17 protein-coding genes are annotated in these 17,426 nt (G+C 63.6%); 3 read left to right on the top strand and 14 right to left on the bottom strand.

The genetic code is table 11. The features are described 5' to 3' along the window. The first annotated feature begins 13 nt into the window (after positions 1-13). Positions 14-1,918, top strand: coding sequence for an FAD/NAD(P)-binding protein (locus tag ACXIUA_RS03595; RefSeq protein WP_457976126.1), 1,905 nt, complete (start codon positions 14-16; stop codon positions 1,916-1,918). On the opposite strand, the gene ACXIUA_RS03590 is transcribed toward ACXIUA_RS03595, so the two are convergent. Beyond that, a complete protein-coding gene (locus ACXIUA_RS03590; protein WP_457976125.1) occupies positions 1,915-2,538 on the bottom strand; it encodes a LuxR C-terminal-related transcriptional regulator in 624 nt (207 codons plus the stop codon). The two genes, ACXIUA_RS03595 and ACXIUA_RS03590, sit on opposite strands and share 4 nt — an antisense overlap. After that, complete coding sequence (locus tag ACXIUA_RS03585; protein WP_457976124.1) at positions 2,535-3,662, bottom strand: ATP-binding protein; 1,128 nt, start codon at positions 3,660-3,662, stop codon at positions 2,535-2,537. The genes ACXIUA_RS03590 and ACXIUA_RS03585 overlap by 4 nt, the downstream gene beginning before the upstream one ends. A 111-nt stretch (positions 3,663-3,773) precedes the next feature. Between ACXIUA_RS03585 and ACXIUA_RS03580 the strand changes: the two genes are divergently transcribed. After that, positions 3,774-4,820 (top strand): PspC domain-containing protein, encoded by a 1,047-nt coding sequence (locus ACXIUA_RS03580; protein WP_457976123.1) that lies wholly within the window; start codon positions 3,774-3,776, stop codon positions 4,818-4,820. 9 nt (positions 4,821-4,829) lie between these two features. Here ACXIUA_RS03580 and guaA read toward each other — a convergent pair whose 3' ends face one another. The 4 genes from guaA to guaB form a co-directional block, all read right to left on the bottom strand. After that, positions 4,830-6,383 (bottom strand): glutamine-hydrolyzing GMP synthase, encoded by a 1,554-nt coding sequence (gene guaA, locus ACXIUA_RS03575; RefSeq protein ID WP_457976122.1) that lies wholly within the window; start codon positions 6,381-6,383, stop codon positions 4,830-4,832. A gap of 212 nt (positions 6,384-6,595) precedes the next feature. Further along, complete coding sequence (locus tag ACXIUA_RS03570; protein ID WP_070477610.1) at positions 6,596-7,888, bottom strand: PAS domain-containing protein; 1,293 nt, start codon at positions 7,886-7,888, stop codon at positions 6,596-6,598. A 24-nt stretch (positions 7,889-7,912) separates the two neighbouring features. After that, the gene (locus ACXIUA_RS03565; RefSeq protein ID WP_070363034.1) at positions 7,913-9,067 is read right to left on the bottom strand and encodes a GuaB3 family IMP dehydrogenase-related protein; all 1,155 of its coding nucleotides are present in this window, start codon (positions 9,065-9,067) and stop codon (positions 7,913-7,915) included. 36 nt (positions 9,068-9,103) lie between these two features. Continuing rightward, positions 9,104-10,627, bottom strand: a complete 1,524-nt coding sequence (gene guaB / locus ACXIUA_RS03560; RefSeq protein ID WP_457976121.1) for an IMP dehydrogenase — start codon at positions 10,625-10,627, stop codon at positions 9,104-9,106. Positions 10,628-10,731: 104 nt separating this feature from the next. Between guaB and ACXIUA_RS03555 the strand changes: the two genes are divergently transcribed. Further along, positions 10,732-11,154: a DUF5319 domain-containing protein gene (locus ACXIUA_RS03555; protein WP_070363036.1), complete on the top strand. Its 423-nt coding sequence runs from the start codon at positions 10,732-10,734 to the stop codon at positions 11,152-11,154. On the opposite strand, the gene ACXIUA_RS03550 is transcribed toward ACXIUA_RS03555, so the two are convergent. From ACXIUA_RS03550 to ACXIUA_RS03515, 8 genes are all read right to left on the bottom strand, one after another. After that, complete coding sequence (locus ACXIUA_RS03550; protein WP_256020650.1) at positions 11,151-11,909, bottom strand: hypothetical protein; 759 nt, start codon at positions 11,907-11,909, stop codon at positions 11,151-11,153. The two genes, ACXIUA_RS03555 and ACXIUA_RS03550, sit on opposite strands and share 4 nt — an antisense overlap. Continuing rightward, the gene (locus ACXIUA_RS03545; RefSeq protein ID WP_070363038.1) at positions 11,906-12,490 is read right to left on the bottom strand and encodes a sigma-70 family RNA polymerase sigma factor; all 585 of its coding nucleotides are present in this window, start codon (positions 12,488-12,490) and stop codon (positions 11,906-11,908) included. The genes ACXIUA_RS03550 and ACXIUA_RS03545 overlap by 4 nt, the downstream gene beginning before the upstream one ends. Positions 12,491-12,626: 136 nt before the next feature. After that, on the bottom strand, positions 12,627-14,237 hold the full coding sequence (groL, locus tag ACXIUA_RS03540) for a chaperonin GroEL (RefSeq protein ID WP_256006185.1): 1,611 nt from the start codon (positions 14,235-14,237) through the stop codon (positions 12,627-12,629). 21 nt (positions 14,238-14,258) lie between these two features. Next, on the bottom strand, positions 14,259-14,558 hold the full coding sequence (groES, locus tag ACXIUA_RS03535; RefSeq protein WP_070363040.1) for a co-chaperone GroES: 300 nt from the start codon (positions 14,556-14,558) through the stop codon (positions 14,259-14,261). Positions 14,559-14,724: 166 nt separating this feature from the next. Further along, positions 14,725-15,777, bottom strand: a complete 1,053-nt coding sequence (gene tsaD / locus ACXIUA_RS03530; RefSeq protein ID WP_288792573.1) for a tRNA (adenosine(37)-N6)-threonylcarbamoyltransferase complex transferase subunit TsaD — start codon at positions 15,775-15,777, stop codon at positions 14,725-14,727. After that, positions 15,774-16,247, bottom strand: coding sequence for a ribosomal protein S18-alanine N-acetyltransferase (gene rimI / locus ACXIUA_RS03525; protein WP_288792571.1), 474 nt, complete (start codon positions 16,245-16,247; stop codon positions 15,774-15,776). Before rimI ends, tsaD begins: the two co-directional genes overlap by 4 nt. Then, entirely contained in the window at positions 16,244-16,912 is a 669-nt protein-coding gene (tsaB, locus tag ACXIUA_RS03520) for a tRNA (adenosine(37)-N6)-threonylcarbamoyltransferase complex dimerization subunit type 1 TsaB (protein WP_288792570.1), read from the bottom strand. The genes rimI and tsaB overlap by 4 nt, the downstream gene beginning before the upstream one ends. Next, the gene (locus tag ACXIUA_RS03515; RefSeq protein ID WP_288792569.1) at positions 16,912-17,412 is read right to left on the bottom strand and encodes a hypothetical protein; all 501 of its coding nucleotides are present in this window, start codon (positions 17,410-17,412) and stop codon (positions 16,912-16,914) included. Before ACXIUA_RS03515 ends, tsaB begins: the two co-directional genes overlap by 1 nt. Positions 17,413-17,426: the final 14 nt, after the last annotated feature.

Genomic DNA, 17,426 nt, shown 5'->3' with positions numbered 1-17,426 from the left:
GAAGGAACACACAGTGCAGCCAGCAATCGCCATCGTCGGCGCAGGTCCACGCGGCATTTCCATCATCGAACGCGTCGCCGCCACGCTCAACGAATCTAATTCCACCCAGCCCACCCAACCACTGACAATCCACCTCATCGACGACGCCCCGCACGGCGCCGGGCGCGTCTGGGACACCGCACAAACCCACACGCTGTGCATGAACACGCTGGCCGGCGCCGTCACCCTCTTCACCGAACCCAGCGCGACCGTCACCGCCCCCGTACTCGAGGGCCCCACCATGTACGAGTGGATCCAGCTCCTGCGCGGCGAGCGCGACGCCGTGTCCGCCACCAAGCAATCACTTTTCGACGCCCACCCAACCCCCAACCACGTCACCGCGGACTTCGGCGCGGAGCTGGCTGCCACCCGCCCGGAGTCCAACCCATCCCGCGCGCTGTACGGCGAGTACCTCCACTGGGTCCTCACGGTCGCGCTGGCGCAGCTCCCCGAACACGTGACCGTCACCAACCACCGCTCCCGCGCGCAGCGCATCACCGCCGAGAACGGCCGCGACGCCATCACGCTTGAGGACGGCACCACCGTCCACGCCGACGCCACCGTGCTCGCCACCGGCTGGGTCGTCCCCGAGCACTCGGTGGCCTTCCGCGGGCACTGGATTCAGCCGGGCAACCCGGTGGAACAGGACGTCGATACGCTGGTTGCTGGCGAAACCGCAATCGTGCGCGGCCTTGGCATGGGTTTTTTCGACCTCATGGCGCTGAGCACCATCAACCGCGGCGGCCGCTTCGTGCCCGCCGACACCCGCTCCGGGCTACGCTACGAGCCCAGCGGCGCCGAGCCTCACCTCGTGGTTACCTCTGGCCGCGGCTACCCTTACCTGCCGAAATCCGAGTACCACTCGCTGCCGCCCAAGGCGGACCTCTCGCGGCTGCGCGCCGCGATCGAGCAGCACAGCGGCGCCACCACGGTGAGCTTCGGAGAGCAGCTCTGGCCGGCGCTCATCCGCGACTCCTACGCCGCCTACTACACCACGCTTGCGCGCGTACGCCCCGACGCCCTGCACATCCCGCTTGCGGACATCATCTCGCGCATCGACGCCGCACCACTCGCCGGCGCCGCCACCCGCACCAGCCTCCTGCCCTGCGCCCGCGCGCTCAACGACGCCCTTGCCGACGCCACCACCGAGCCCTTCGACATCTCCTACTGGATCGACCCCTTGGCCGGGTGCGACGGCCTCGACGACGAGAGCCTGAACTGCGTCATCGCCGACGCCCTGGCCCGCGACATCGCCGAGGCCGTCGCTGCCCACGACTCCCCCATCAAGTCCGCCCTGTGGGTGATCTCCGCAGGCCGCAAACCAACCGCCATCGCTGTGGAGAACGGCCGCGGCACCCCGGAGGACCAGCGCGGCGCGCTCTCCGATTACATGGCATTCGGCCAGATGGTCGGCTCCGGACCGCCGCTGTTCCGCTCCCGCGAGCTCCTCGCACTCATCGACGCCGGCCTGGTCACCTTGCTCGGCCCAGCCCCAACCGTCACGCAGTCGGGCACCACGTTCACCGCCACCAGCGCCGAGCGCACCGTCACCGCGGATACCCTCGCGGACGCCTTCCTGCCGTCCCCCAACATCACCCGCGCAGCCGACCCACTCACCGCGTCGCTGCTGGAACACGAGCGCATCCGCCCCTTCGCGCCCTTCGACACGCCCACCGGCTCCCCAGAAACCGACGCGGACACCCGCCGCACCATCCACCCCGACGGCACCCTGGACCCGCGCCTGCACATCGCCGGCATCCCCACCGGCAAGCAGTGGGCAGACACCACCATCTCCCCAATGCCCGGCACCGACCCGCGCATGCTGCAGGAAACAGACCTCACCGCTCAGTCGCTGCTGCGGCAGGCGGGCGTACGCTAACCCAGGTCGCGCGCAACCGCCCACCGGGTCAACTGGTGGCGGTTCGAGGTCTGCGTCTTGCGTAAAATATTTGACGCGTGCGTCTCCACCGTCTTCACCGAAATAAACAGGCGCTGCGCGATCTCCTTGTACGTGTAGCCGCGCGCCAGCAGCCGCAGCACCTCGAGTTCGCGCCGGGTCAGTGAGTCCACCGCTGGGTCGTCCTCCTCGACGACCGGCCCGCTCGCAAACGCGTCAAGCACAAACCCCGCCAGGCGCGGCGAGAAGTACGCGTCCCCGCCGCGTACCCGCTCGATGGCCTCCGCGAGCTCCGCGCCCGCGATGTTCTTGGTCACGTACCCGCGGGCGCCCGCGCGGATCAGGGCGATGACGTCCTCGGCTGCATCGGACACGCTGAGTACCAGGTACGCCGGGCCCGGAGCGCGCTTCAGCACTGCGAGGCCGCCGCCGTCGGGCATGTGGACGTCGAGAAGCACGACGTCGGGCTGTGTCTGCTCGATCCCTCGCACCGCCTCGGCGACCGTGCCGGCCTCACCGACGATCTCCACCGCTTCCTGCAGCTCTGCCTTCACCCCAGCGCGGAACACGGAGTGGTCATCCACTAGAAACACGCGAGTCATAGGTCCAACGCTAGTTCAATCTCGGTGCCACTGCTTTCCGACGCCACCACGTGCACCTCTCCCCCAACTCGCTCCACGCGGCCCACGATGGACTCCCGCAGACCGTGCCGGTCCATTGGCACAGCCTGAGGGTCGAAGCCTTTACCGCGATCCCTCACGAACACGGTGAGCCTGCCAGCAAGGTGCTCCGCGTAAACATCAACGGTGTCCACACCGGCGTGCTTTGCCGCGTTGACCATCGCTTCCCTGGCTGCGAGCACGACCGCCTCGGCGCGTTCGTCGAAAGGAATGTCGTCTCCCACCGTGACCGGTTTGATCACGACCCCGTACGCGTCCTCCACCTCGCCAGCAGCCTTCTGCAACGCGGCGAAGGTGGTGGTGTGGTTGGACACGGTGTCGTCGAAAAGCCAGGCGCGAAGCTCACGCTCCTGGCCACGAGCAAGGCGCACCACCTCGTCCGGGTCACCGGCCTGGCGCTGAATCAGCGCCAAGGTCTGCAGCACCGAATCATGCAAGCGGGAAGCGATCTCCGCGCGCTGGTCCGCCACCGCCTTCTGCTCACGCTCCGCGACGAGCGAGTTCGCCAACTTCGTAATCAGCGGCACCACCAGCACTGCTACCCCCAGCACCGTCACCAGCACAGAGACCACCACCCCTGCGACCCCGCTGCTTTCCCCCATGAGCGCGAGCGCCAGCACCCCACCCATCATGAGCAGCGCACCCAGCGCCAGCGCCGCAAGATTCTTCCATGAGGCCATACCACGGTCGTAGGCCTGCAACGCGATAATCGCACCCACTATGAGCACGCCAACCACGAACAGCACAGCCGATCCAACGCCCGAGGAGCTCTGCAAGGACATCAGCGCACCCGCAAACCCCACCAGCACAAGGAAAACATCCAGCGCTCCAGGACGCTGCCGGGGCTCGGTACTCTCTGCAACCGGTGCGAACATCCACAAGCCCGTGTACAACAACACGCCAATCCCGCCAGTGAAACTTGCGACGACAAAGAACAGCCGCACCCATTTCACGTCCACCCCGAAGTGGCCAGCAACTCCAGAGGCCACACCCGCGATCACGCGGCGTGAACGGTCCCGGGTCAGCCGGGGATACAACGCAGACATGCACTCATCATGACACGGGCGGCGCCTCGGCCACATCGGGGTAAACCCTGAAATCAAAAATCAGGGTCATTCCCGATACCGCCCACGGGCCCACCACGCGACAATGGAGGCATGGAAACCAACACACTGAAGCGCATGTGGGAGACCCGCCCGCCCCGCATCCCAGAAGACCAGGGCGGTAAGGCTGTCATCGCTGGCGTCTGTGAAGGCATCGGCGCCCGCTACCAAGTCGACCCGACGCTTGTTCGCGTCATCTTCGTAGCACTTGCACTCGTATTTGGCGGCGGACTTTTCCTCTACCTACTGTGCTGGATCAACATGCCACGCTTCGGCATGACCCGCAGCCCGTGGAACACAATCACCACGCCGAAAGAACAACTCACCGAACCGGAGAAGAAGGACCGCAGCACCGGTTGGTGGCTACTCATCGGGTTGGTGATCTTCTTCCCATCTGTCTCAGCGGCAGGCGATCTCAACGGGGTGCTCGTTACGTTCGTGTTGTTCGCGCTCGGCTGGTACCTCGCCCACCAGCGCCAACCAGAGCCTCCCGCGGGGTTGCTGGTGGTGAAACCTGAGGAGGCGTCGACAAGCGAAGGCCCTACCGTGGATACCTCGCACCTCACCGTGCCCGAGGGCTACGAGCACCCCGGCACGCCACCCGCGTGGGACCCACTCGGCGCGGCGCCCGGGCTGTGGCACCTGCCTGAGCCGAGCGAACCTGCGCCGGAACAGCCGAAGAAAAAGACACGCCTGTGGCCATGGCTGCCCCTGGCTGTCATCCTCGTCTGCGCCCTGTTTATCACCGGTATTGCGGGCCCCCGATTCGAGAGCAACGTGGGCAGCCGCATCGGCGAAATGCACCTCTCATTCGAGGACGCGGCTTCGATCCCCGATCTCAACAACCTCATCGGCGAGACCCACCTCGACCTGTCGAGCCTCGCGCCTCTCGACGAACCGAAGACCGTCAACATTGCCAACGGCGTCGGCGAAATCGAGATCATTCTGCCCAACAATGTGCCGGTCGACGTCCACTGCGAAGCAACCGTCGGCGAAACTACATGCCCCCAGGGCAAGCAAAACGCGGACAAGGACGGCGAGCTACTCACGATCAACGTGAAGCAGCGCGTCGGGTCCGTGTCCGCGTACTTTGCCGAATAATTCGGCTACCTACTCCCACTCAATGGTGGCCGGCGGCTTGGATGTAACATCCAACACCACGCGGTTGACATCCGCCACCTCGTTGGTGATGCGGGTCGAGATGACCTCCAGCGTCTCGTACGGGATGCGTACCCAGTCCGCGGTCATCGCGTCCTCGGACGCGACCGGGCGCAGCACGATCGGGTGGCCGTAGGTGCGGCCGTCGCCCTGCACACCCACCGAGCGGACATCGGCCAGCAGCACAACAGGGCACTGCCAAATCTGGTCATCCAGGCCAGCCTTAGTCAGCTCCTCGCGCGCGATCGCATCCGCGGCGCGCAGCGTTTCCAGGCGCTCCTCGGTGACCTCACCAATGATGCGGATGCCCAGGCCCGGGCCCGGGAACGGCTGACGGTTCACGATCACCTCAGGCAGGCCCAGCTCGCGACCAACCGCGCGGACCTCGTCCTTAAACAGCAGGCGCAGCGGCTCGACCAGCTCGAACTCGACGTCGTCCGGCAGGCCGCCGACGTTGTGGTGGCTCTTGATGTTCGCGGTACCGGTGCCGCCGCCGGACTCAACCACGTCCGGGTACAGGGTGCCCTGCACCAGGTAATCCACCTTGTGGTCCGACAGTACATCAGCCACGGCGCGCTCGAAGGAACGGATGAACTCCGCACCGATCGCCTTGCGCTTGGCCTCCGGCTCGGTCACCCCGGCCAGTTTGTCCAGGAAGGCCTTGCGCTCATCGACAGTGACAAGCTTCGCGCCGGTCGCGGCGACGAAGTCCTTCTCCACCTGCTCGCGCTCACCCTGGCGCAGCAGGCCGTGGTCCACGAACACACAGGTCAGGCGGTCCCCGATCGCACGCTGCACCAGCGCCGCAGCAACAGCCGAGTCCACACCACCGGACAGGCCACAGATGGCGTAGCCGTCGCCAACCTGGGTGCGAACCTGCTCAATGAGCTGCTCCGCAATATTGGATGCCGTCCAGTTCTGCTCCAGACCAGCAATCTCGGTGAGGAAGCGCGTCAGCACCTCCTGGCCGTGCGGCGAGTGCATCACCTCCGGGTGGTACTGCACACCGGCGAACTTGCGCTCCACGTTCTCGAACGCGGCGACCGGCGCACCCTTCGAAGACGCGGTGACCTCGAAGCCCTCCGGAGCCTGCGTCACCGAATCGCCGTGGCTCATCCACACCTTGTGCTCCTCCGGCAAGCCGGCGTGCAGCACACCACCCTTGACGTCCATCGACGTGCGACCGTACTCACGGGCGCCGGTCTGCTCAACCTTTCCGCCGAGCGCCCGCGTCATCACCTGGAAGCCGTAGCAGATGCCGAAGATCGGAATCCCCAACTCGAAAATCTCAGGGTCCAACTGCGGAGCGCCATCCTCATACACGGACGACGGGCCACCGGATAGGACAAGCGCCAGCGGCTGCTTCTCCTTCACCTCCGCAGCGGAGATCGTGGACGGAACGACTTCGGAGAACACGTGCGCCTCACGCACACGACGCGCAATGAGCTGCGCGTACTGCGCACCGAAATCAACAACAAGAACAGGGCGAGTTTGAGCTGTAGTCACGCACCAAATCTTAACCTACGCAGCACCTAATGTGTACGTGAGCCCGATGACAGTGTCCTGCGCACCACATTCCCGCGCGCACAATTCGGGACCTGGGGAAACACCAATGCACCCGGCCGAAATACTGGAATCTGGTGCGGGAATCCCTTCGAAACAACAAAACACCACCCGCCAGGCAGGTGGTGTCTTCAGCGTTGCGGCGTTACAACAGACTACTTCAGCAGTGCGCGCAGGTTCTCCAGCGCATCGTGCACCCCGTCAATCGCCGGGTCGGAGCCCAGCTTCTGCGAGGAAGCGTGCAGGCGCTCGATAGAGTTATCAGCAGCCTGGATAGCGCGGTGCACCTGAGCAACAAGCGGCTCGATGTTCTCGCCGAACGGCTCCTGCGCCGTGGTCTGGGACCAGCGACGAATCATCTCGAGCGGCATCTTGGTCAGCTCGGAAATCGAGTTCACCTTCAGGTCCACGCGGTTCGCCAGGGAGGAGTGCAGGAAGACTGCGTCGTCCATCTGCTTCACGTCCACCTCGAGGGCGTCGAACAGCATAGAGAGCACCTCGCCACGGTTCGCCTCAAGGGAGAAAATCGCGGTCTGCGCAGTATGCAGACGAGCCAGCGCAATCGCCATACGCGCGGACGCCGCCTTCTTCGCCAACTCGCCAGCCACCTCGTTGAGCGACTGCGCGTTCTCGTCGATGATGCCACGCATCGTCGCCCACACCTGCAGTGGTGCAAGCAACAGCGTACGGGCAGCACCCTCCGCCATGACGTTCTCCATCTCGCCCTTCACGCTGTTGGTCACAGCGTTTTCTTCCACCAAAGTCTGGCTGGCCTTTGCCAGTTCTTCAGCGGCTTCCTTAATGGACGACTGGATTTCCATGAAGCGGTCCAGCTCGCGGTAGAGGCGCTTAGTGGCCTCGTACACCTCACCGGTGCCCTCTGGAAGGTCGAAGCCCGCTTCCTCACGCGCCAGCACCTCGGCCGGCAGCGCTTCGGCAACGAAGGCGTCGTAATCAGGCACAAGCTCCTGCAGCTTGTCCAAGCCAAGCTCTGCACGGCGGCGACGGCCAACGCCCTCGTGGCGCGCCTTCCACTCAACGTCGTTCACCGCTTGGTACACGTCGCCGACGACCTTGAACAGTTCGGTCATCGGGCGGGTGCGCACCGAGAGGTAGTCGCCATTTGGCAGAGGCGTCACGGTAGCAAACACGTCGTACGCAGAGCCGCTCTTTGCGCGGTTGCGAACATAGCCTGCGAACGGTCGGCCGTCCTCAATGACGTCCCACATCAGCTTGAACGCGCCACCAGGCATCTCAATATGGCGAATGAGATTGTGTGGCTTCCCGATCATCTCGACTTCGGGATACTGCGCGTAGTGAATAAAGACCTCATTGACATGGGTCATAATGCCCTTGCTGTCCGTCACCGAGAAGAAGATGTGGTTGACATCAACCTCGTGGTGTGGGCCGTCAGGGGCATCTCGTTTAATAACTACTTCGTAGGCCATATTCGATATATTAGGTCAATCTGTTTACGGGCGGACGGTCACGTCGACCTTTTGGAACGACTTGAGATCAGTGTACCCACATTTCGCCATAATACGGCGCAAACCGCCCACTAAGTTCGTGGCAGCGCCCGAATCGCTCGATGGTCCGAACAAAATCTCAGACAGCGGAAGACGATCGCCGAACTCCCAGTTGGCAACCTCGCCGCGTGGGAAGCGCGGGTGCGCAGCCGCCGGTTCCCAGTACGCGCCGCCAGCAGCGGCCTCGTTCGCCTTCGCAAACAGACTGCCTACCATGACGGCGTCGGCGCCCATGGCGAGTGCCAACGCGATGTCCCCGGCGTTCGACGGTGCCGAATCAGCGATGACGTGGACATAACGGCCACCGGTCTCGTCCAAGTAGTCGCGGCGAGCTGCAGCCACGTCAGCAATCGCAGTTGCAAGGGGAACGTCCAGCGCCAGGCCGGAAGAGGAACGACCCGAACCGACAATCACGCCAGCAGCGCCAGCACGCATCAGGTGCGTGGCCGTCGTGTAGTCGAAGACACCACCTGCGATGACCGGAACGTCGAGGGAGCCGATGAACTCCTTCAAGTTCAGCGGTTCCCCACCGGGCTGCACGTGCTCGGCGGAGATCAACGTACCCTGCACGAACAGGATCTCCGCGCCGGCCTTGATCACTGCAGGGGCAAGCTCGCGCACGTTTTGCGGGCTCACGCGCACAGCGACGGTCGCGCCCGACGCGCGGACCTGCGCAATGCGCTCGCTCAACACGTCCAAATTAATTGGGGCCTGATGGAGTTTCTGCAGCGTTGCCGTAGCCTTGGCAATCTTGCTAGGAATCTCGTGGTAATTCTCCTGCTCGAGGTCCTTGGGATTTGGCGCCTGCCCGCAGACCTCGTTGATCGCCTCTTCGAAGTTCGCGTGGCGGCCCAGGATGCCCTCGGCGTTGAGCACCGCAAGTCCACCCTGCTTACCCATCTCGATGGCGAACTCGGGGCTCGCCAGGGCATCGGTCGGGTGGGATACGAGCGGCATGTCAAAGGAGTAGGCGTCGATGTGCCACTCCGTGTTGACGTCCTTCGACGAGCGGGTGCGCCGCGTCGGAACCAGGGTCAGATCGTCAAGGTCGTAGGCCTTGCGGGCTTCGCGTCCGATGCCAATTTCTACATATTCACGCATGTCAGGTTCTCTCCTTCAGGAGCCAGTCAGAAAGGATTAGTTGTGGTAGTTCGGCGCTGCAACCGTTTGCGTGATGTCATGCGGGTGCGATTCGCGCAAGCCAGCCGTGGTGATTTGGACGAACTGCTTCGTCTGCAGTTCTGCGATCGAGGCGGAGCCGGTGTAGCCCATCGCGGCGCGCAGACCACCGACGATCTGGTGGGTGATGGCGTCGATATCTCCGCGGAACGGAACGCGGCCCTCGACGCCCTCCGGCACCAGCTTGTCTTCGCTGGTGACGTCTGCCTGGAAGTAGCGGTCCTTGGAGAAGGAACGCTTCTCGCCGGTCAGGCCACGGCCCTGCATCGCGCCCATCGAGCCCATGCCGCGGTAGCGCTTGTACTGCTTACCCCCAACAACCACGACGTCACCGGGTGCCTCAGTGGTGCCTGCGAGCATGGAGCCGAGCATGACGGTCGATGCGCCAGCGGCGAGGGCCTTAGCAACGTCGCCGGAGAACTGCATGCCACCGTCTGCGATGATCGGTACTCCGGCCTTGTGAGCAGGTACGGAAGCCTCCAGGATGGACGTGATCTGTGGTGCTCCGACGCCCGCAACAACGCGGGTGGTGCAAATGGAGCCAGGACCGATGCCGACCTTGATCGCGTCCGCACCGGCATCGATCATGGCCTGCGCGGCTTCGCGCGTTGCCAGGTTGCCGCCGACGACGTCAACGCGGTCGCCGAAGTCCTTCTTCACACGGGACACCATCTCCAGCACGCGGTTGTTATGTGCGTGCGCAGAGTCGACGACGAGGGCGTCGACACCCGCCTCAACGAGCAGCGCGGCACGCTCGTAGGACTCTTCACCAGTGCCGATACCAGCGGCAACAAGCAGACGGCCGTTCGAGTCCTTCGACGCGTTCGGGTACTGCTCGCTCTTCACGAAGTCCTTCACCGTGATCAGGCCAACCAGCTTGCCTGCCTTGTCCACGATCGGCAGCTTCTCCACCTTGTTCGCCGACAGCAGCGCGAGTGCCTCCTGCTTATCGACGCCCTCATCCGCCACAACCAGCGGCATCGGTGTCATCACCTCTGCGACCTTGCGGTCAAAGTCTGGCTCGAAACGCATATCGCGGTTCGTGATGATGCCGACCAGGCGCTCGTCTGCGTCGATGACCGGCAGGCCGGAGATGTGGAAACGGCCGCACAGCGCGTCGACGTCACGAATGCTCATGTCCGGGGTGGCGGTGACCGGGTTGGTCACCATGCCGGACTCAGAACGCTTTACGATGTCAACCTGCTCCGCCTGGTCCTGAGCGCTCAGGTTACGGTGGAGCACGCCAATGCCACCCTGGCGCGCCATCGCGATCGCCATCCGCGACTCCGTGACCGTATCCATCGCAGCCGATGCGATCGGGATACCCAGCTTGATGTTGCGGCTGAACTGCGAGCTCGTGCTCACTTCGGCCGGCACAATGTGAGACTCGGCTGGCAGCAGCAGCACATCATCAAAGGTCAAGCCCCGCAGTGCAACCTTGTGCGGGTCATCCCCACCTGTAAGAACTCGCTCGTTTGCCATTGACAACTTCTCCTTCCGCGCGCGGTGTACCCGACATTGGTTTTCAGCCATGATATAACGTCGCGCGACACGACACACAGCGGCGTCGAAAAATCCCAACGCACATGGCTAATTGGCCTTGCTACTCCCCACACAATAGGCTGATCGGTGTGAATTACGACGACATGATGCCACTCGACCCGTTCGCAAACGACCCGAACGACCCGGCATCGTTCATCGAGGACGACGAACAGCCGGAGCCCTTAAGCAGCGAGGAGCGGCAGGCGATCATTCACGACCTCGCCCACGTCCGCGACGCACAACGTATCCTGCGCCCCCGCGGCATCCTCGGGATCTTCTTCATGTGTGAAGACTGCGAGCAGACGCACTACTACGACTGGGACATCATGGAGCAAAACATGATCTCCACGCTCAACAACGCGCTGCCGCCCGTCCACGAACCAAGCGCTAACCCGGACGTCAACGCCTATGTCACGTGGGATTACGCGCTGGGGTACATGGATGGCATCGAGTCCGCCGGGCGCTAGTGCTGCGGCGAGGCTGACGCCGGGGGCTCAACCGGCTTGGGGGAGGTCGTCGCCACTGGCGATTCCGGTGCGGCGTCCTTACCTGTAGTAGCCGACACGTGCGCACCGCTCGGTTCCGCACTCGCTGTCGGCTGCGCGGAGGAATGCTGCTCGACGGCAGGCTGCTCCGTGACCACCTGCGTCACCGTCACCGGTTCGCGCGGCTCAGGTGTCACCGTCACAGTCACGGTGCGCGTCACCGTCACCTCGGGGATTGTCGACGCCACCGTGGGCTCAGACCCTTGCGTCTTCTTCACATCCATGGAGTCAAGCAACGCCTTGGCCTGTAACACCAGGGCACGCACAGCGTCGCCGTTACCCTCATCGCTGGCTACTTCCATCTCGTCGAGCGTGCTCGCAAGCTCCATGACCGACGCCCGCTCCCCAAACACGGTTGAGGCTACTGGCCACAGAGGGGAATCAGGAGTCGCGTTGTACAACACTGCCCCACTTCCAGCAACGATTGCGGTGGCTGCTGCCGCGCCCACAAGCCCACTGAGCCACGGGTTCATCTGTTTGCGCGCAGGCGCCGCCACGGGCGCTATGTATGGCGGCTCCGGCATCGGACGCTCGACGTCCTCGCGCAGCGCACCCATCAGGCCCAAAAGCGGATCGGTGCCGTCGCTAGGGTCCTCTCCACGTGACGCTTTGGTCAACAGGGCGTCATCCGCCAACAGCTCATCAAACTGCGGGATGCGGTGAGCATCACGTGTCATTTCGCAGACTCCTCTTCTTCAAGGGCCTCACGCAGGCGAGCCAGGGCACGGTGCTGTGCGACACGAACCGACCCAGCTGTCCCGCCAACAATCTCTGCTGTTTCTTCCGCCGAAAGGCCAACAAATACGCGAAGAATAATGATATTTCGCGCTTTCTCATTGAGTACATCGAGCAGCTCGCGCATTTTGTTACTCGCGTCGACATCCAGCGCATATCCCTCTGGATCCGCCTCTTGCGATACCCCATCGGGGATATCTTCGGTGGGCAGCATTCGGTCTCGCGCATAGCTGCGGTGCGCATCCGTCACCTTATTAAATGCAATCCCGTACACGAATGCCATGAACGGCTTGCCCTGGTCCTTATAGGTACTGAGCGCCTTGACTACCGCAAAGCACACGTCCTGAGTGACGTCTTCCGGGGTCGGGGTGCGCCCGCCGCCAATGCGGGCGCGGGCGTAGCGCAGCACAAATGGATAAATGAGCGCCACGACGCGCTGCGTCGCCCGATCATCACCGGACTGTGCAGCAGGCAGCAGTTGCGCAAGCTGCGCATTCACGTCATCAGTATCTATACCGCTCATACGCGACGCCCGACTCCTTTCCAGTATCGCCTAAGGGTACAGCGCCGAGCATGCCATTCCCAAAGTCTGACCCATCAGGCACGCAAAAGCCCGAACGGCATGTATCCGTCCGGGCTTCCCTCGTCACAAACGCTAATTAGTGCGCGTGACCGTGTGCGTGTTCCTCAGCTTCTTCCGGCTTGTTCACCACAGAAACCTCCGTGGTCAGCACCATGCGGGCTACCGAGCAAGCGTTGACAACCGCGGAGTGCGTCACCTTCACAGGGTCAATGATGCCCTGCTCAACCAGGTTGCCGTACTCCATCGTTGCGGCGTTGAAGCCTTCGTCGTTCGCCATGTCTGCGATCTTCGACACAACAACTGAGCCGTCCAGCCCAGCGTTGTCCGCAATCCAGAACGCCGGCTTCACCAGCGCGCGGGCAACCGCCAACACGCCAGTCTTCTGCTCGCCCTCGAAGGACTCCGCGTACTCCTCCAGGTCGCGTGCGATCTGGACCAGTGCGGAACCGCCACCGGCGATAATGCCCTCTTCGACTGCCGCGCGGGCAGCGTTGATGGCGTCCTCGACGCGCAGCTTGCGCTCGTTGACCTCGGTCTCAGTCGCGGCACCGACGCGGATGACGGCGACGCCACCCGACAGCTTCGCCAGGCGCTCCTCCATCTTCTCCTTGTCCCAGGTGGAGTCCGTCGCCTCGATGTCGCGGCGGATCTGGTTGCGACGCTCCTCGACGTCCTCAGCGGAACCGGCGCCGTCGACAAGCACGGTGTCGTCCTTGGTCACGGTGACGCGGCGTACCGAGCCGAGGTCATCCAGCGTGGCGTCCTTGAGCGCCATGCCAACCTCAGGGTCGATGACCGTCGCATTGGTCACTACAGCCAAGTCATCCATAAAGGCCTTGCGGCGCTCGCCGAAGTACGGCGACTTCACGGCGACAACCTTCAGGGACTTGCGCAGCGTGTTCACCACGAGCGTCTGCAGCGGCTCACCGTCGACGTCCTCGGCGATGATCAGCAGCGGGACGGATGCCTCCGCAACCTTTTCCAGCAGCGGAAGGAAGTCCGGCAGCGAGGAAATCTTGTTACGGACCAGCAGCACGCGGGCGTTTTCCAGCACCGCCTGGCCGGCGTCAGGGTCCGTCATAAAGTACGGCGACAGGAAGCCCTTGTCGAAGGAGACACCCTCGGTGACGTCGACGAACGAGTCGATCGTCTGGGACTCCTCGACGGTGACGACGCCGTCCTTGCCGACCTTGTCCATCGCACCGGCAACCATCTCGCCGACCTCAGGGTCGCGGGAGGAAACGGTGGCAACGTTGGCGATCTCGGCGGACGAAGAAACCTCCGTCGCACGCGACTTCAGCTCCTCGATGACCTTCTCGGCCGCAGCCTGGATGCCCTTGTTCAGCTGGATCGGGTTCGCACCAGCAGCGACGTTGCGCAGCCCCTCGGTGACCAGCGCCTGCGCGAGCAGCGTCGCGGTCGTGGTGCCGTCACCGGCGATGTCGTTCGTCTTCACTGCGACGGATTTCACCAGCTGCGCACCGAGGTTCTCAAACGGCTCCTCGAGGTCGATGTCGCGGGCGATCGTCACACCGTCGTTGGTAACGGTCGGGCCACCCCACGACTTCGAAAGCACAACGTTTCGGCCACGCGGGCCAAGAGTGACCTTGACGGTATCCGCCAAAGTGTCAACGCCCTTCTTGATGCCTTCGCGGGCCTCCTGATGAAATGCAATAAGTTTTGCCATTGGTGGCTACGCCCCCTTCAATTACTTTTCGACGACGGCCAGCAGGTCGCGAGCGGAAAGCAGCAAGTACTCTTCACCGTTGTACTTCAGCTCGGTGCCGCCGTACTTGGAGAAGATCACGGTGTCGCCCTCGTTGACGTCGACAGCAATGCGCTTGCCCTGCTCATCCAAGCGGCCAGGGCCGACAGCGATAACAACTGCCTCCTGTGGCTTCTCAGCAGCGGAATCAGGGATAACCAGGCCGGATGCCGTCGTGGTCTCCGCCTCAGCGATCTGTACCAGAACCTTGTCTTCCAGTGGCTTGATGTTGACGTTTGCCATGATCTGAACGCCTTCCTTCAATGTTGTATCTATCAGTTCAGTAGTTTTGCGGTTATTTGAAGGCCCAGCCGTCGTCGCGGGTGTACAACTGCGCTCTCCACAACCTTGTTAGCACTCTACCCCTGCGAGTGCTAACACTCAACATTGTGACGACACTCACCAATCTTTACTGGTGAACGAGCGGGATCTCCACTTCCAACGACGTATCCGTCGCCACGGACAGCTCCGAAGGCTTGGCCCCCTCATGGATGAGCTGGCCAGCCAACGCTGCGATCATCACGCCGTTATCGGTGCACAGCCCGAAGCGCGGTACACGCAGCTCCACGCCAGCCTTCTCGCAACGTTCCTGGGCAAGTGCGCGCAGGCGGCTGTTCGCCGCCACCCCGCCGCCGAGCAACAGCGTCTTCGCACCGGTCTCCTCCAGTGCCAGCAGCGCCTTGCGCACGAGCACGTCACACACCGCCTCCTGGAACGACGCGCACACGTCCTCCACGTTGACCACCCAGCCTTCGCGCTCCGCTTTTTCCACGTAGCGCGCCACGGCAGTCTTCAAGCCGGAGAACGAGAAGTCGAAGCGGTGCTCGCCCCGCAGATCGTCGGCCTTACTGAGCGCGCGCGGGAACGGAATCGCATCCGGGTTACCCTTCGCCGCCAAGCGGTCGATGACCGGGCCGCCCGGGTAGCCAAGCCCAAGCAGGCGCGAGACCTTGTCGTAGGCCTCGCCGGCGGCGTCATCAAGGGTGGAGCCAAGCTCGCGCATCGGCTTGCCGACGGCCTCAACCTCCAACAACTGCGTATGCCCACCAGAGACCAGCAGTGCCACCGAGTGCGGGAGCCGCTCCTGGCCTTCCAGGTTCGCCACCGCCACGTGCCCACCCAAGTGGTTCACGGCGTAAAACGGCACACCCCACGCCGCCGCGTAGGCCTTCGCAGCGGACGCGCCGACCAGCAGCGCACCGGCAAGACCAGGCCCGATCGTCGCCGCAACCACGTCCGGGGCATCGATACCGGCCTCTTCCAGTGCCGCGGCCATCACTTGCGGCATCGCCTCAAGGTGGGCACGCGACGCGATCTCGGGCACCACGCCACCGAAGCGTGCGTGCTGCTCCATCGAAGACGCCACCTGGTTCGCAAGGATCTCCATGGTGCCGTCGGAGTGGACGTCGACAATACCGACGGCCGTCTCGTCGCACGATGACTCAATCCCGGCAACAATCATGCCTGCTCCCTTTCGCTCTTGCGTGGGCGCATCATCGAAAACGCGTCCGCGCCAGAAGGTTGATAGTAATTCTTTCGGGTGCCAACCACGGAAAAGCCGTAGCGTTCATACATGCCAAGCGCCGCGGAGTTGTCGGTGCGCACCTCGAGGAACATCGGGCCGTCGAGAAGGTCGGCGGTGTGGACGAGCTGGTCCATCAGCTCCCTACCCACCCCGCGGCGCTGCACCTCGGGCGCGACGCCGATGGTGTGAATTTCGAACTCCGGGTCGTTGCGCGGGCCCAGCATCGCAAGGCCCGCATACCCCAGAAGTGCGCCCTCGTCGTCGAAGGCGCCGATATAGAACGTGTACGGCTGCGCGAACTGCGTCAGCAGCACCTCCCGCGACCACGGGGTCTCGCCAGCGAACAGCACCGCCTCCAGCGCCGCGACTGCGTCTGCGTCGCTGGGTGTGAGCTCCCGGATATTCACAGTTTGATGTCCGGCAGCGCAGCAGAGCGCGGGCGCGGCTTCGGCGGCACGGCGTCCGGGCGGCGCAGGTACAGCGGTGTGAGTGGCTCCGGCGTATCTGATGGATCGCACGCGGCGAGCAAGCCGCGAACACCCGGCGCGAGATCACGTACCTCGCCAGCGGCGACCTTCACAGTCTCACGCAGCGCTTCTGGAACGACGAGGAGGTCCACCGCGTCGCCCTCGACGCCGATCGCGCTGGCAGCGCTGACGTGTGGGCCGTCGACGCGCGTGCCGTCACGGTACAGGCTCCAGTACACCTCGCGGCGGCGCGCATCGGTGACCACAAGCACGCTTTTGCCCTCAGTGTCCCCCACTTCCGCGGCAATGGCATCGTGGGTGCACACGCCGTAGACCGGCACTCCCAACGCCTGCCCAAACGCGGACGCGGTGGCCATGCCTACGCGGAGGCCCGTAAACGGGCCAGGCCCCACGCCAACAACAATGGCGTCGAGCGCACCGTACGTGCAGCCCGCTTCCGCCAGTAGTTCGTTGACAGTGGGGACCAAAAGTTCGTTATGGGAGCGAGTCCTGATCACTCGCTGTGCATCCACGCGGCGCGACTGCTGATCGCCCACGCCGACAACCAAGTCGTGCGTGGCGGTATCGAGCGCCAGCGTCAGCATTACGCCGCTACTCCCATGATCCAGCCGTTACCGTCCTTGTGGAACGGCAGCGGCGTGTTCATTGGGAACATTTCCGACTGCGGGATGGAGCAGATGTTCACCTTGGAAAGCTCCACCTTATCTAGGTCGATCTCCGCGTTCTCGTCCTCGTCGAACAGCAGCATGTAACCCCAGTCGCCGGAGAAATCAAAGCGATCCTGGTCAAGCTTCAGTGCCTGTAGCTTGCTCAGCAACAGCTGGTCCGGCTCGTTCGGGCACAGCGTGGTGAACCCGATGTAGTCCTTGTCGTAAACGCGAGTCAGGTCGATCAGCTGGCCCGCAACAGCCTCGCCACTAGGCTTGACCTGTTCAAGGGAGCGGGAAAGGGAGTTCGTTGGCGTCGCAGCCGCCATTGGCGACGGCTTCGTCAGTGGGATGAAAATGAGAGCGACGAGCACAATCACCCACAGCGCACACGCAATAGCGACCCAACCACGGCTAGTATTGTTCAGCTTCAGCATGGCCTACAGCCTAC

The sequence above is a fragment of the Corynebacterium sp. UMB8791 genome, from assembly GCF_054166365.1.
Note: the sequence above shows the minus strand (reverse complement) of the source record. Positions and strands in the feature narration are given on the sequence as shown.

Bases quoted from the DNA above. Each gene is read 5' to 3' on its own strand.
- guaB (WP_457976121.1), bottom strand. From the start codon at position 10,627: ATGGCAAACGAGCGAGTTCTTACAGGTGGGGATGACCCGCACAAGGTT.
- ACXIUA_RS03570 (WP_070477610.1), bottom strand. From the start codon at position 7,888: ATGGCCTACGAAGTAGTTATTAAACGAGATGCCCCTGACGGCCCACAC.
- ACXIUA_RS03580 (WP_457976123.1), top strand. From the start codon at position 3,774: ATGGAAACCAACACACTGAAGCGCATGTGGGAGACCCGCCCGCCCCGC.
- ACXIUA_RS03590 (WP_457976125.1), bottom strand. From the start codon at position 2,538: ATGACTCGCGTGTTTCTAGTGGATGACCACTCCGTGTTCCGCGCTGGG.
- groL (WP_256006185.1), bottom strand. From the start codon at position 14,237: ATGGCAAAACTTATTGCATTTCATCAGGAGGCCCGCGAAGGCATCAAG.
- ACXIUA_RS03515 (WP_288792569.1), bottom strand. From the start codon at position 17,412: ATGCTGAAGCTGAACAATACTAGCCGTGGTTGGGTCGCTATTGCGTGT.
- ACXIUA_RS03555 (WP_070363036.1), top strand. From the start codon at position 10,732: ATGGCTAATTGGCCTTGCTACTCCCCACACAATAGGCTGATCGGTGTG.
- ACXIUA_RS03585 (WP_457976124.1), bottom strand. From the start codon at position 3,662: ATGTCTGCGTTGTATCCCCGGCTGACCCGGGACCGTTCACGCCGCGTG.
- ACXIUA_RS03550 (WP_256020650.1), bottom strand. From the start codon at position 11,909: ATGACACGTGATGCTCACCGCATCCCGCAGTTTGATGAGCTGTTGGCG.
- tsaB (WP_288792570.1), bottom strand. From the start codon at position 16,912: ATGCTGACGCTGGCGCTCGATACCGCCACGCACGACTTGGTTGTCGGC.
- ACXIUA_RS03565 (WP_070363034.1), bottom strand. From the start codon at position 9,067: ATGCGTGAATATGTAGAAATTGGCATCGGACGCGAAGCCCGCAAGGCC.
- ACXIUA_RS03545 (WP_070363038.1), bottom strand. From the start codon at position 12,490: ATGAGCGGTATAGATACTGATGACGTGAATGCGCAGCTTGCGCAACTG.
- groES (WP_070363040.1), bottom strand. From the start codon at position 14,558: ATGGCAAACGTCAACATCAAGCCACTGGAAGACAAGGTTCTGGTACAG.
- tsaD (WP_288792573.1), bottom strand. From the start codon at position 15,777: ATGATTGTTGCCGGGATTGAGTCATCGTGCGACGAGACGGCCGTCGGT.